Annotated in this window: 12 protein-coding genes and 1 tRNA gene; 12 read left to right on the forward strand and 1 reads right to left on the reverse strand. The window is 61.3% G+C overall.

The genetic code is table 11. The features are described 5' to 3' along the window. The first annotated feature begins 21 nt into the window (after positions 1-21). A complete protein-coding gene (locus tag PAF20_RS00175; RefSeq protein WP_271071756.1) occupies positions 22-711 on the forward strand; it encodes a uroporphyrinogen-III synthase in 690 nt (229 codons plus the stop codon). A gap of 16 nt (positions 712-727) precedes the next feature. Here the strand turns inward: PAF20_RS00175 and PAF20_RS00180 are convergent, their stop codons facing one another. Then, positions 728-985 carry a hypothetical protein gene (locus PAF20_RS00180; protein ID WP_271071757.1) on the reverse strand — a complete coding sequence of 86 codons (258 nt, stop codon included), beginning with the start codon at positions 983-985 and terminating at the stop codon, positions 728-730. A gap of 28 nt (positions 986-1,013) precedes the next feature. On the opposite strand from PAF20_RS00180, the gene PAF20_RS00185 reads away from it, so the two are divergent. The 11 genes from PAF20_RS00185 (at position 1,014) to PAF20_RS00235 (ending at position 14,546) form a co-directional block, all read left to right on the forward strand. After that, positions 1,014-2,183 carry a ribonuclease E domain-containing protein gene (locus tag PAF20_RS00185; protein WP_271071758.1) on the forward strand — a complete coding sequence of 390 codons (1,170 nt, stop codon included), beginning with the start codon at positions 1,014-1,016 and terminating at the stop codon, positions 2,181-2,183. A gap of 10 nt (positions 2,184-2,193) precedes the next feature. Continuing rightward, complete coding sequence (locus tag PAF20_RS00190; RefSeq protein WP_271071759.1) at positions 2,194-4,074, forward strand: heme biosynthesis protein HemY; 1,881 nt, start codon at positions 2,194-2,196, stop codon at positions 4,072-4,074. A gap of 74 nt (positions 4,075-4,148) precedes the next feature. Then, a tRNA-Thr gene (locus PAF20_RS00195) sits at positions 4,149-4,224 on the forward strand. A 136-nt stretch (positions 4,225-4,360) separates the two neighbouring features. Next, positions 4,361-4,837, forward strand: a complete 477-nt coding sequence (locus tag PAF20_RS00200) for an RrF2 family transcriptional regulator (RefSeq protein ID WP_271071760.1) — start codon at positions 4,361-4,363, stop codon at positions 4,835-4,837. 359 nt (positions 4,838-5,196) lie between these two features. Beyond that, positions 5,197-6,552, forward strand: coding sequence for an ABC transporter substrate-binding protein (locus tag PAF20_RS00205; RefSeq protein ID WP_434802926.1), 1,356 nt, complete (start codon positions 5,197-5,199; stop codon positions 6,550-6,552). A gap of 57 nt (positions 6,553-6,609) precedes the next feature. Beyond that, on the forward strand, positions 6,610-7,605 hold the full coding sequence (locus PAF20_RS00210; RefSeq protein WP_271071761.1) for a carbohydrate ABC transporter permease: 996 nt from the start codon (positions 6,610-6,612) through the stop codon (positions 7,603-7,605). Further along, a complete protein-coding gene (locus PAF20_RS00215; RefSeq protein ID WP_271071762.1) occupies positions 7,605-8,735 on the forward strand; it encodes an ABC transporter permease subunit in 1,131 nt (376 codons plus the stop codon). Before PAF20_RS00210 ends, PAF20_RS00215 begins: the two co-directional genes overlap by 1 nt. Then, positions 8,732-10,273: an alpha-amylase family glycosyl hydrolase gene (locus PAF20_RS00220; RefSeq protein WP_434802927.1), complete on the forward strand. Its 1,542-nt coding sequence runs from the start codon at positions 8,732-8,734 to the stop codon at positions 10,271-10,273. The genes PAF20_RS00215 and PAF20_RS00220 overlap by 4 nt, the downstream gene beginning before the upstream one ends. 17 nt (positions 10,274-10,290) lie before the next feature. Next, positions 10,291-11,472, forward strand: a complete 1,182-nt coding sequence (locus PAF20_RS00225) for an ABC transporter ATP-binding protein (RefSeq protein WP_271071764.1) — start codon at positions 10,291-10,293, stop codon at positions 11,470-11,472. Between the two features lie 60 nt (positions 11,473-11,532). Beyond that, positions 11,533-12,912 carry a Trk system potassium transporter TrkA gene (gene trkA, locus PAF20_RS00230; RefSeq protein WP_271071765.1) on the forward strand — a complete coding sequence of 460 codons (1,380 nt, stop codon included), beginning with the start codon at positions 11,533-11,535 and terminating at the stop codon, positions 12,910-12,912. Beyond that, a complete protein-coding gene (locus PAF20_RS00235; RefSeq protein ID WP_271071766.1) occupies positions 12,912-14,546 on the forward strand; it encodes a TrkH family potassium uptake protein in 1,635 nt (544 codons plus the stop codon). The genes trkA and PAF20_RS00235 overlap by 1 nt, the downstream gene beginning before the upstream one ends. Positions 14,547-14,636 lie beyond the last annotated feature (90 nt).

Below are 14,636 nucleotides of genomic sequence, written 5' to 3' on the forward strand. Positions count from 1 at the left end.
CCACACCGACGCGAGGCCGCAATGACTGCGCCACTTTGCCTTTTGACCCGGCCAGAGGCCCAGTCCCACGATTTCGCGGCTGCGCTGACGGGGGTTGAGGTCCTGATCTCTCCGATCATTCGGATAGAGGCGCTGCCATTCGACAGAAACCGGGTGGCGGCAGCGCCGGGTCTGGTCTTCACATCTGCCAATGCTGTCGGCTTTGCGGGGGCCGGTGACGGCAAGCCCGCGCTTTGCGTTGGTGTCCAGACCGCGGAAGCGGCGCGGGTCGCCGGGTACGACGTCATCACCGGCCCGGGCACTGCAGACGGTTTGATACCGCTTTTGAAGGGGCGGGGGGACTGGCTTCATCTGCGCGGCAGGCATCGCAGCCAGCCTTTGCCGGTGGAAAGCCTGGCGATCTACGATCAGATCGAACAACCGCTCAGCCCTGCGGCACTTGCAGCAGCGCAAGATAACCGGCCCCTGATTCTGCCGCTATTCTCGCCGCGCAGCGCCGCTTTGCTGTCCCGGGCATTGTTTCGGGCGAAGGCCCCGATCACGACGATTGCAATCAGCAGCGCTGCCGATACCGCTTTTGTCGGACCGGTTATTGGCAGGATTGTTGCGGATAAACCTGACCGTCAGTCCATGCTGCATGCCATTTTGTCACTGCGCGTGACGGAACGAACAGGTTTGCCGTGGGTTGAGACCGAAAGGGGCGCCCGCTAGAGTGCATGCGATGCAGTCAGCGGAAGGTCCAGACTGCTGTTATTTCAGGGGGAAAAGACGTGGCCACGTCCGGTAAAAACAACAAGTCATCCAAAGCCACTTCTGCCGCTGCCGCCAAGAGCCCCAGAAAAACCGCCTCGTCAAAGCCGGTTGTGCCGTCCGAGCCGGTCGAAGCGGGCGGCCCTGTCGTATCGCGCATACCTCCATCGACTCCGATCGAATCGGCGATGGTCGGCGAATCAGCGACGCCTATTCCTGCGGCGTCGCGCCGCACTGACGGTGACGAAAAGACGGCCGCGCCGATGGTATCTGCGGATGGTGCGGCAAAACCCACGCCGCCGCATACGGCTGCAAGCGCTCAGCCCGCGCAGACGACCGTCGTCCGCAAGGGCGGTTTCTGGCCGCTGGCTCTTGGTGGGGCCGTTGCCGCAGGGCTTGGTGCCCTGGCTGCGATCTGGGCCATGCCATATCTGAACCCGGCGCCCGAACCGGCTGAAACCGTGCAGATCGATCCGGCTGCGATTCGCGCCGATGCAGTACAGGCCGCGACAGAGGCCGGGGCGAGCGCCGGCACCGAAGCCGCCGAACAGGCAATCGCTGCGCTGCCGCCCGCTGAAGGTGCCGATGCGGCCCTGCAAACCGAACTGGACGCGCAGGCCGAGAAGATTGCCGCGCTGGAGCAGGCACTGGCGGAACGTCCCGCCACGCCGCCCCCCGCCGCAGAGGTTACGACCGCTGAAGATGCCTCGACTGCGCAATCGCCCGCCGGAGGTGAAAGTGCCGAGATTGCCGCGCTTCAGGAACAGCTTGCCAGTCAGGCGCAACAGATAGCCGATCTTGCCGCCCGCCCGCAGCTTGAACCGCAGGCTTTGGAGCAGGTGCAGGCCCTTGCGCAGAATGCCGAACAGGTAAAGGCCGAGATAGAGGCCGCAGCAAATGATGCCCGCGCCAGCTTCGATGCGGTGCAATCCGAAGCGCAGGCCGCGACCCAGCGCGCGCAGGCCGTCGCCTCTGTGGCCGCACTTGGTGCTGCACTGGAACACGGCAGCTCTGCCGGCGAGGCCGTGCAGCAGCTTGAAAGCGCGGGTGTCGAAGTGCCCGAATCGCTTGCTCAGGATGATCTTCCGACGTTGGTTCAGATTCAGATGGGATATGACGCGGTTGCCAGAAACGCGCTGCGGACCTCGCTAAAGTCACAGTCGCGCGATGGCGGGGCAATGACCGCCGTCGGTAACTTCCTGCGCGTCCAGACCGGCGCGCGTTCGGTCGAACCGCGAGAGGGCGGCGACCCTGACGCCATTCTGTCGCGCGCAGGTGCGCTTGTTGAACAGGGCGAGATCACGACCGCATTGGAAGAACTTGCCGCGCTGCCGGAAGAGGGCCAGCAGGTCATGGCCGACTGGATGGCGCAGGCCCGGGCCTATATCGACGCCGAAGCCGCGCTCAATGACGTCGCCACGACGCTGAACTGAGGATTTAACCATGCTGCTATCACTGCTTAAGATCCTTTTGTTCTTCGCCTTTATTCTGGCGGTGGCGATTGGCCTGAACAGGCTGTCGGCGACCACGGACGGGGTGCAGCTTGTCTTTGGTGGCACCGAATACACGCTGGGTCCAATTCAGGTTGTCGTCGCACTTGTACTGCTGGTCGTCGCTGGCTGGCTTGCGATGAAGCTGCTTGGTATCCTGTGGGCCTTCATCCGCTTTGTCATGGGCGACGAAACCGCGATCAACCGCTATTTCGCCCGCTCTCGCCGCGAGAAGGGGATAGAGGCGCTGTCGCAGGGCCTTCTGGCCGTCGCCTCGGGTGAGGGGAAGCAGGCGCAGGATCTTGCTGTGCGTGCCGCCAAATATCTGGACGATCCGCGTGCAACCCGGCTGTTGGCCGCTCAGGCGGCAGAGGTGGCCGGTGACAATTCCAAGGCCGAATCCGTCTATCGCGAAATGCTGGAAGATGACCGGACCCGCTTTGTCGGCGTTCGCGGCCTCATGAAACAAAAGCTGGCTGACGGCGATACGCATACCGCACTGGCGTTGGCGCAAAAGGCCTATGCCCTCAAACCGCGCCATACCGAGGTTCAGAATACGCTGCTGGAACTTTCTGCCAAGGAAGGCGACTGGAAAGGCGCGCGTTCCGTGCTGAAGGACAAGCGCAAACAGGGCGAGCTGCCGCGCGACGTTCATATCCGTCGCGATGCGGTTCTGGCTCTGCAAGAGGCGCGGGATGTGCTTGCCCATGGCTCATCTATCTCGGCGCGAGAAGCGGCGATTTCCGCTGCCAAAGCCTCGCCCGATCTTGTGCCTGCGGTCGTCATGGCTGCGCGGACCTATATCTCGCAGAAGGATCGCCGCAACGCTGAACGGCTGCTGGAAAAGGCATGGTCCGTCCGCCCGCATCCCGATCTGGCAGAGGTCTATGCCGAAGTCGCACCGGATGAGACCCCGAACCAGCGTCTGCGCCGCTTCGAATCGCTGATGAAGCGCAATCCGGATGATCTGGAGACGCGTCTGCTGCGAGCCGAATTGCTGCTCGCGAACGAAGATTTCCCCGCCGCCCGGCGCGCGCTTGGCGATCTGGCCGCATCGCACCCGACCACGCGGACATTGGCCATCATGGCCGCTATCGAGCGTGGCGAGGGCGCGGAAGATGCAACAGTCAGGGCTTGGCTGGTCAAGGCAATGGGTGCTTCTCGTGGGCCGCAATGGGTCTGCGACAAATGCGATCATGTGATGGAAGATTGGGCACCGATCTGCGAAAGCTGCGGCGGCTTCGATACGCTGACATGGCGAGAGCCTGCCCATAAGCGTCCCGTTCCTTCGCCAACGGGGGCAGAGCTTCTGCCGCTGCTGGTCGGTGCGAAAGACGAAAAACCGTCCGATGGGGCTGGGACAGATACCGCTGAGCTTAGCCACGACGCCCAAAAGGTAAACGGCAAGCAGGCGGCTGGTGCCACCGTCGTGGCAGATGTCGCGCCCGGAATGGTGCCCCGCGAAGCCGATTTCAAGGGGGAGCCGTCGAGCACCATCACGGACGCGGAACCACCCGTAAAAAAGACGACCGTAACGCCGGTCGCTGACCCCGCCGAGCGGGTGGAGAAGGCAGACAAGGCTCCGCCGGTGAACGAAGTTCCCGTTGCACCTTCAACGCGGTCAATGTCCACACCGGCACCTGCCCCGCAACCATCGCCTGCGAAGGATACTGATCAGACTGTCGAGCCGCCGCGCCCGGATGTTGAACTGCCGTCGGATGATACACTGCCCCCGGCACGGCAGAATGCGCGGTCGTCGCGATTGGTTCTGGATGGCGATCAGCCCGTCCGCCCGGACGTAGAGCCGCCAGAGACGCCCGCAAAGGGTCGCTGAACGGTCGAAAATCACCGCGAAAGGGTCTTTCCCCCCGCGCCGGAACCTGCTATCCGGCGCGGCACGCAGACGGGGCCGCTGTAGCTCAGCTGGTAGAGCACGTCATTCGTAATGATGGGGTCGGGGGTTCGAGTCCCTTCAGCGGCACCACCTCTGCGCTCTCTTTCGCAAAACCCTTCTGAATGGCTACGGCGCGGGGACACGCCGGAACCCCGTTCTGCTTGATACAAATCAATGACGGCTTTGACGGCTCACCCCATGCTCGTTTCAGGCAGGAGGGCTGATATTGAGGCTGACAGTTCGTACAAATCTGGCCATGCGCGTGCTGATGTATTGCGCGATCCGCAGCGGTGATCTGGTTCGGTCAGCGGATATGGCCGAGGCGATCAATGCCTCAACGCATCATGTCGCGCAGGTGGTCAATCGTCTGTCCGCGTTGGGCTATCTCGAAACCCTGCGCGGACGAACTGGCGGCGTCAAACTTCTGCGCGATCCCAGAACGATAACCGTCGGGGATGTTTTCGTGCAGTTTGAAAGTGGCGTGCCCCTGACCGAATGCTTTGATGAGGCAGGCAATACCTGTCCGCTGCTAGCCGGGTGCAGGCTGCGCGACGCCCTGATCGCCGCTGTTTCGGCCTTCTATGCGTCGCTGGAGGGGGTCACGCTCCACGATCTTGTTCGAAACAACCATGAGTTGCAAAATCTGTTTGCCGGGCACGGGTGTCATACTGTAGAACAGGAATGTGCAATGATTTCAGCCTGACGCGCCTGTCCGCAGTTGCTGGACAGACCGGCCCGAGCTGAAGATTTTTTTCATTTCGTTAACTTTTTTGCTCGCATCGGGCCGAACGTAAATATTGAACTATAAATCAATTTGTTACGATTTTTTGCGCGACGAATGCGCGGCACTGGGGCAATGCCAGGAAGTATTACTTTACATCTTATACCGCGCTGCGGCATTCGCGACCGCCTTGTTTTGTCAAACTTTGTGATTGAAATCTATCGGATTTATGCCGCAACGGCATTGTAGCAAACCGGCCTCCGACCATTTGACATTGCGGTTTTTTCGCGCAGAACCTGAGCGAAAGCCCGCTGGGTTAACCAACAAATGGAGGAAATCACTTGATACGTTTACTCATGACTTCGGCCGCGATGATAGCGCTGACAGGCGCAGCTGCGCAGGCCCAGATGGTGTTCGAGCCCGGCGAGGATGATCGTTTCAACTGGGCCAGCCTTGACGAATTCGCGGCCAGCCATACGGGGCTTGAAGGGCAAAGCTTCCAGATGCTGGGTCCGTGGCTTGGCCAGGACCTTGAACTGTTCGAATCGGTGTTCCCCTATTTCGAAGAAGCGACCGGCATTACCGTGAACTACAGCGGTTCCGACAGCTTCGAGCAGCAGATCGTCATTGATGCCGAGGCAGGCTCTCCGCCGGATGTGGCGATTTTCCCGCAACCGGGTCTGGCCGCCGGGCTGGCCGCCAAGGGCCAGCTGAAGCCGCTGCCGGATGAGATGCGCCAATGGATCGTCGATAATTACGCAGCCGGCGAAAGCTGGGCCGATCTGGTCACCTATCCCGGCCCGGAAGGCGAAGATCACCTGTACGCCTTCCCCTACAAGGCCGATGTGAAATCGCTGGTCTGGTATGTCCCCGAAAACTTCGAGGATATGGAATATGAGGTTCCCGAAACGCTGGAGGACCTGAAGGCGCTGACCGAACAGATCGTCGAGGATGGTGAAACCCCGTGGTGTATCGGTCTGGGTTCAGGCGGTGCGACGGGCTGGCCCGGCACCGACTGGGTCGAAGACCTGATGCTGCGTATGCATCCGGCGGAAGATTACGACGCCTGGACCACGAACGAATTGAAGTTCAACGACCCGAAAGTCGTCGCTGCCATCGAGGAATTCGGCTGGTTCGCCAAGAACAACGACTTCGTCTCTGGCGGCGCGGGCTCGGTTGCATCGACCGACTTCCGCGACAGCCCCAAGGGCCTGTTTGAAAGCCCGCCCGGCTGCTACATGCACCGTCAGGCGAGCTTCATCCCCAGCTTCTTCCCCGAAGGCACCATGATCGGCGAGGACGCGGACTTCTTCTACTTCCCCGCGCCGGAATCTGGTGAATTCGGTCAGCCCGTTCTGGGCGGCGGCACGCTGTTTTCTGTCCTGACGGATAACGAAGCCGCGATGGCCTTTGTGGAGTTCCTGCAAACCCCGATCGCGCATGAAATCTGGATGGCGCAAAGCGGCTTCCTGACGCCCCATAGTGGGGTGAACCCCGATGCCTATGGCGACGATACGCTGAAGCGTATGGGTGATATCCTGCTGAACGCGACGACCTATCGCTTTGACGGCTCTGACCTGATGCCGGGCGCAATCGGTGCCGGTGCGTTCTTCACCGGTGCGGTCGATTTCGTCGGCGGTGCCTCGGCCCAGGAGGTTGCGGATTCGATCCAGGGCACCTGGGACACGCTGCAGTAAGGTTAATACGGCCGGCCCCTCATTCCGGGGCCGGCCGCACGAATGGAGGGGGCAGGGATGGAACTTCTGGTTCTTGCTATCGGCACGATAGCATTGGGCGTCTTGGGTTGCGCCGCTTGGTTCTGGGGGTCGAACTATGTGCTCGACAAAATCTATCCCCCGCGCGGCCCGAATGCCGGTGACAATATCCGGCGCGCGAATGTCATCCGTCCCTGGCTTTTCCTTGGCCCTGCGATCCTGTTTCTGGGCATCTATCTGGTTTATCCGGTCGTCAACTCCCTCTGGCTTTCGCTGAACAACGCCCCGACGACACAGTTTGTGGGACTGGATAACTACACCTGGCTTGCGGGTGACGCGAAGTTTCAGGAATCCATGATCAACAACTTTTTCTGGTTGCTGGTCGTGCCTGCGCTCTCCACGGTTTTCGGCCTTCTGGCCGCGCAACTGACCGACCGCATCCGCTGGGGAAATTTCGGCAAATCGCTGATCTTCATGCCAATGGCGATTTCTTTTGTCGGTGCCGGTGTGATCTGGCGGCTGATCTATGAATATCGTGAACCGGGGGCAGAGCAGATCGGCTTGCTGAATGCCATTGTGCAGGCCCTTGGCGGCACGTCGCAAACATGGCTGACCATTCAACCGTGGAACAACTTTTTCCTGATGATCGTGCTGGTCTGGATTCAGACGGGCTTTGCCATGGTCATCCTGTCCGCAGCTCTTCGCGGCATCCCCGAAGAAACGATCGAGGCTGCGGTGCTGGACGGTGCCAACCCGTGGCAGATCTTCTTCAAGATCAAAGTTCCGCAGATCATGGGCACCATCGCGGTGGTCTGGACGACCATCACCATCACCGTTCTGAAGGTCTTTGACATCGTTTTCGTCATGACCAACGGCCAGTGGGGCACGCAGGTTCTGGCAAACCTGATGTATGACTGGATGTTCCGCGGCACGCCAGATTACGGTCGCGGCTCTGCCATCGCTATCGTCCTTATGATTCTGGTCCTGCCGATCATGATCTGGAATATCCGTAACGTCCGTAAGGAGATGCGCTGATGGAAGGCATGGCCGGACAGAAATCCACGCTGACATGGCTGGTCAACCTTGCGGCACTGATCCTCGTGGTGCTGTGGACGATCCCGACCGCTGGCCTGTTCGTGTCGTCTTTCCGCGACCGCGACCAGATTTCGGCGACAGGCTGGTGGAAATCGCTTTCCGCTGCAGAACAGACCGCATTCGTGCGCACAGGAACCGCCGACGATCAGCGGGAAGAGGGCGACCGGTTCATCCTTGACGGCACCGTCCTTTCCGAAGGGCAAAGCCTGATCGCATGGGGCACGCGTTCCCGCGAACCGGGGGCCTATCAGCCCGGCGAAACCATCGAGTTCGAGGGCGGAGAGCTGACGGTGAACGAGGACGGCACCTACCTGTTCACCTCTCCCACCGCGTTTGAGATGAGCCGGGGCGAACGCATATTCGTCACGACCAAGACGCCACCCGAATTCACCGTGCAGAACTATTCGACCGTTCTGAATGCCGCCGGGATCGGGCGCGCTTTCATGAATACGCTGACGGTGACGATCCCGGCCACGATCATCCCGATCCTGATAGCCGCCTTCGCCGCATATGCGCTTGCGTGGATGGAGTTTCCGGGCCGTGCGCTGCTGACGGCCGCTGTTGTGGGTCTGCTGGTGGTGCCCTTGCAGGTCGCCCTGATTCCCATCCTGCAAATGCATAACGACATCGGCATCGGAAAGGGTTACTTGGGCATATGGCTGGCCCATACCGGCTTTGGCCTTCCACTGGCGATTTACCTGTTACGAAACTACATGGTCGGCCTGCCGAGAGAGGTCATTGAATCCGCCCGAGTCGACGGCGCGACAGAGTTTCAGATCTTCCTGAAAATCATCCTGCCGCTGTCCTTCCCGGCACTGGCAAGCTTCGCGATTTTCCAGTTTCTCTGGGTGTGGAACGACCTTCTGGTCGCCACGGTTTTCCTTGGCAATACGCGGGATGAACTGGTCATGACCGGCGTCATCCGCGAACTGATGGGCTCTCGCGGTGGTGAATGGGAAATCCTTGCCACATCTGCCTTCATCTCCATCGCGGTTCCGTTACTTGTCTTCTTTGCGATGCAGAAATACCTCGTCCGCGGCCTGCTGGCCGGATCTGTCAAAGGTGGATGATGAGCAAGACTGAAGACTGGTGGAAAGGCGCGGTAATCTATCAGATTTACCCGCGGAGTTATCAGGACACGACCGGCGATGGCGGCGGCGACCTGAAGGGCATTGCCAACCGGATGGACTACATCGCCTCGCTTGGGGTCGATGCGATCTGGATCTCGCCCTTCTTCACCAGCCCGATGAAGGATTTCGGCTATGATGTCAGCGATTATCGCGGCATCGACCCGATCTTCGGCCGGATGGAGGATTTCGAAGAAATCGTCGCCCGCGCCCATCAATTCGGCATCAAGGTGATGATCGACCTCGTGCTGTCGCATACCTCGGATCAGCATCCGTGGTTTCAGGAAAGCAAAACCTCGCGCGATAACCCCAAAGCCGACTGGTATGTCTGGGCCGATCCCAAACTGGACGGCACGCCGCCCACCAACTGGCTGTCGATCTTCGGCGGCAGCGCGTGGCAGTGGAACCCCGCGCGAGAGCAATATTATCTGCACAACTTCCTGCGCGAGCAGCCCGACCTGAATTTCCACAATCCCGATGTGCAGGGCGCACTTCTGGATGTGGTGCAGTTCTGGATGGGCAAGGGCGTGGACGGTTTCCGTCTGGATACCATCAACTTCTATTTCCACGATGCGCAGCTTCGCGACAATCCGGGCCTCCAGCCAGAGGATCGTAGATCCGACACTGCGCCTTCGGTGAACCCCTATAACCACCAAAGCCACCAATTTGACAAATCGCAGCCCGAAAACCTCGATTTCCTGAAAAAGCTCCGTCAGGTCCTGGACCATAACGGCTGCGCTGCCGTGGGCGAAATCGGCGACAGCGAAAAAGCTTGGGAATTGTTGGATGAGTACACCAAGGGCGACGAACGCGTGCACATGTCCTATGTGTTCGACTTCCTGTCCGGTGACGACCTGACCGCCGAACGCATTGCGCAGGTCTTCGAAGAAAAGGCGCGCCGCGCGCCCGATGGCTGGCCCTGCTGGGCGTTTTCGAACCATGACGTGGTACGTCATGTCTCACGCTGGAATCTGGGCGATACAGCGGCCAAGGCCTATTGCACCGTTCTGATGTGCCTTCAGGGTTCCATCTGCATTTATCAGGGTGAAGAACTGGGCCTGCCAGAGGCCGATATCGCCTTCGAGGACCTGCAAGACCCCTATGGCATCGAATTCTGGCCAGAGTTCAAAGGCCGCGACGGCGCGCGGACCCCGATGGTCTGGGACGCCAACAGCAACGACCATTACGGCTTTTCGCAGGCGAGGCCATGGCTGCCGGTCCCGCCCGAACACCGCCATCTGGCCGTTTCGGAACAGGACCATCAGGCGGGCTCCATGCTGAACCATTACCGCTGGGCGATCGAACTGCGTCACAAGCATCCGGCCCTGCGCAAGGGCAACCAGACCGGCACCCGCGCCGATGGCTCGATCCTGTCATTCCGGCGCAGCACCGATCGGGGCAGCCTGACCGTCCGGGCGAACCTGTCTGACAGCCGCGCCGCCGGGATGGAGCCGTGGCAGGTCGATATAAACGAGGAATAATTGGGGGGAAGACGAGAATGGCTGAACTCAATCTGAATGATGTCGCCAAGTCCTATGGCGACGTGAATGTGCTGAGGAATATCAATCTCGACATCAAGTCGGGTGAGTTCATTGTTTTCGTCGGCCCCTCCGGCTGCGGCAAGTCAACGCTTCTGCGAATGATTGCAGGGCTGGAACAGATCACCGGCGGTGACCTGCATATCGACGGCGTGAAGATGAACGACATCCCGCCCAGCCAACGCGGTATCGCGATGGTGTTCCAGTCCTACGCGCTCTACCCCCATATGACCGTGCGCGACAACATGGCCTTCGCCCTGAAAATCGCCGGCAAATCGCCCGCCGAGATCAAGGAAGCCACGGATCGCGCCGGCCAGATGCTGCAACTGACGCCCTATCTCGACCGCCTGCCCAAGGCGCTGTCGGGCGGGCAGCGCCAGCGTGTCGCCATCGGGCGTGCCATCGTGCGCGACCCGAAGGTGTATCTGTTCGACGAACCGCTGTCGAACCTCGACGCCGCACTGCGCGTGGCCACCCGGATCGAGATCGCGCAGCTCAAGGAATCGATGCCCGACCGGACCATGATCTATGTCACCCATGACCAGACAGAGGCGATGACTCTCGCCGACCGCATCGTCGTTCTGGCGGGCGGCGGTATCGCACAGGTCGGCGCCCCGCTGGAGCTTTACGAACGCCCGGTCAACGAATTCGTGGCCCAGTTCATCGGCAGCCCCGCCATGAACCTTCTGCCCGGCAAGATCGTGGCGACGGGTGCGCGCACGCAGGTTAAGCTTGAAGGCGGCGGCACCTGCGAGGTCGCCATTCCAACAAGTGCAGAGGATGAGGGCAAATCCGTCAATCTCGGCGTCCGGCCCGAGGATATGCGCGTCACGGATGGCCCCGCTTTGTTCGAAGGCACCGTCGATCTGACCGAAGCACTGGGCGAAGTGACGCTGCTCTATTTCGGCACGACAGGCGGCGCGGACCCCTTCATCGCCAAACTGCCCGGCATTCATACGGGCCTGAACCGCAAGACCGTGCGCCTGACCGCGGATCCCGAAGCGATGCACCTGTTCCATGACGGTCAGTCCCTGCTGTATCGCGACGGCCCGCCCACAACCCCCATGCGGTGGACGCAACAGTCCGAACCATCGGGTGGCGAGGAACTGGACGAAGTCGTAAAGCCCAACCCGGCCCGCTGAGCCTTCATTGACGCCCTGTCCCATGACGCCTAATGCTGAGCGAAAGGCGAAGGGAACGTCATGAAGATCATCATCTGCGGGGCAGGGCAGGTCGGCTGGCAGATTGCGCGGCATTTGTCAGGCGAAAGCAACGATGTCACCGTGATCGACAATAACGGCGAACTCGTGCGCCGCGCGACAGAGGCACTGGATGTGCAGGGCGTCGAAGGCTTTGCCAGCCATCCCGACGTGCTGGACCGCGCAGGGGCGCGGGATGCCGATCTGATCATCGCCGCGACCCAGTCGGACGAGGTGAACATGGTCACCTGCCAGGTCGCGCATTCCGTCTTTCGTGTGCCGCGCAAGATTGCGCGGCTGCGCAGCTCTGCCTATCTGGATGCGATCTATTCCGACCTTTACCGCACCGATCACCTGCCCATCGACGTCGTGATCTCGCCTGAACGAGAGGTCGCGAAGGCCGCACTTGCCCGCCTGCGCGCTCCATCTACCTTCGATGTAGAGGATTTTCTGGATAACCGCGTCCGGCTGCTCGGGATCGTTCTTGATGACGATTCGCCCGCGTTGAACACACCGCTGCGGCAATTGAACGACCTGTTCTCCAGCCTCTTCGCCATTGTCGTGGGCGTCAGGCGCGAAGGCCGTCTGTTCGTACCCGATCCCAATGACCAGCTTTTCGCGGGCGATCAGATCTATGTCTTTTCCTCGCGCGAAGATGCTGACCGGACGCTGGAAATCTTCGGTAAGGAAACCTCGCGCCCCGAACGGGTCATCATCATCGGCGCGGGCAATGTCGGCCTTGCCGTGGCCCGCGCGCTCGAAGCCGCGCCGCGCCGTGTGCGCACCAAGATCATCGAGCGGAACCGCGGCAGCGCCGAACGCGCCGCCGACGCGCTTGAACGCACCATCGTTCTGAACGGCGACGGTCTGTCGTCCGAACTGCTGGAAGAAGCCGCGATCAGCAAGGCCGACGCGGTTCTGACGCTGACCGATGACGACAAGGTCAATATCCTTTCTGCCGTCCGTGCCAAACAGGCCGGGGCGAAGATGGTCGTCAGCCTCGTCAATGACCCGACGCTTGTCTCGCTGATGGGACCGCTGGATATCGACGCCTATATCAACCCGCGCTCGACCACGGTTTCCACCATCCTGCGCCATGTCCGCCACGGCCGCGTGCGCGACATCTACTCCATCGGCGATGCCGAGGCAGAGGTGATCGAGGCGCAGATCCTGCCCACCTCCTCCATGTCGGGCCGCGCCATCCGCGACATCGACCTGCCAGAAGGCGCGCTGATCGGAATGGTCGCCAAAGCGGATGAGAAAATCATCAAGCCCATGCCGGACACCCGGATCGAGGAAGGCGACATCGTCTGCATCTTCGCCCTGACCCATGACGTGCCAGAGGTCGAGCGTCTGTTGCAGGTCGCCATCGACTTCTTCTGATGGATTTTCTTGGCCGCCTGCCGCTGCTCGTGCTGCTGATCGGGATTGCCGGGCTGGCGATGCTGGTGCCGGCTGGCTACGCCTGGGCCACCGGCTGGCGCGCCATTGCCGAGTTCTTCGGCTTCAGCGCCCTGTTGCTGCTTGTCGTCACGGCCCTTCTGGCGGTCGCGACATGGGGCCGCACGGCGCCGCAGCGTGCCAATGGCCTGCCCGTGCTGGCAACCATGCTGGCAGTGTTCGGCGGATTGCCCGTAGCACTTGGACTGCCGCTGGCCATGGCTTTGCCCGATACCGGCCTGTTCAACGCCTGGTGGGAAATGGTCAGCTCACTCACCACCACCGGCGCCACGCTTTACGCAGCCGACATGCTGCCCCCGCCACTGCACCTGTGGCGTGCGCTCGTCGGCTGGCTGGGCGGGCTGTGCGTGCTGGTCACCGCCGTCGCCATCCTTGCGCCGCTGAAAGTCGGCGGGTTCGAGATCATGTCATCGCCATATGGCCGGGATGAGCGCTTCCAGCCCCTTCCGGAAAGCGCGGGCTCTCGCCGCCGCAAGAGGCAGGCCTTCTATTCCGCGGGCAGCGAACGCGCCACGCCCAGCTTGCGGGCGATGCGCGTCCTGCGCGATATCGGCCCGGTCTATGCCGGTCTGACCGTGATACTTTGGGTGCTGCTTTTGCTTGCGGGCGACCCCGGCCTGATCGCGCTTGTCCGCGCGATGGGCACCATCTCGACCTCTGGCATATCGCCTGTCACCGGCGGGGTCGGCGCACATTCCGGCATCATGGGTGAAATGATGGTGTTCTGCTTCCTGATCTTCGCCCTGTCGCGCCGCCTCTGGCCGGGCGCGGGAGAGCTTCGTGCAAGCGATTCGCTGCGCTCCGACCCGGAACTTCGCATCGGCTTCGGCGTCGTGATCCTCGTGGCGCTCGTGCTGTTCGCACGCCATTTCGTTATCAATATCGAACAGGTCTCTGACGCGGACAGCGTGTCGACCACTGTTGCGGTTAGTCTGCGAAATGCGGCGGTCGCAACCTGGGGCGGGCTGTTCAATGCCATGTCATTCCTGACCACGACCGGCTGGAACTCCGTCGACTGGCAAGGGGCACGGAACTGGTCCGGCCTGCAATCGCCCGGCCTGCTGCTGGCCGGTCTTGCCATGATGGGCGGTGGCATCGCCACGACCGCAGGCGGCGTGAAACTGCTGCGCGTCTACGCCCTCGCCCGCCAAAGCGAGAGAGAGCTTGAGCGTATCGTTCACCCCACCTCTATCGCGGGGGGTGGCCGCATGGCCCGAAGGCTGAGGGGCGAGGGCGCCTACCTCGCCTTCATCTTTTTCATGCTCTTCGCGCTGTCCATTGCCGCGACGGTGATTCTCATTTCAATTCATCAGATTGAGTTTGACACCGCCGTCATGCTGTCGGTTTCCGCACTGACCAACACAGGACCGCTGGCCGGCACCATCGCGCTGACACCCAGCTTCGAATCGACCGCCGGCATCGCCTCCAACCCGTGGGAGGGCTGGTCCGGCCTTGCTACGCTGCCCAAAACCGTCCTTGCCGGTGCCATGATCGTCGGCCGGTTAGAGACATTGGCCATCCTTGCCCTGCTCACGCCGGACTTCTGGCGTCGCTGATCGGCCACAGGCTGTGGTTGCAATGCACACCCCGCTTGTCACGTCCCGATTCGTTCCATAGATTTTGGAAAACAATCAGAACAGGGACAT

The organism is Paracoccus albus (assembly GCF_027913035.1).
Classification (GTDB): Bacteria; Pseudomonadota; Alphaproteobacteria; order Rhodobacterales; family Rhodobacteraceae; genus Paracoccus; species Paracoccus albus.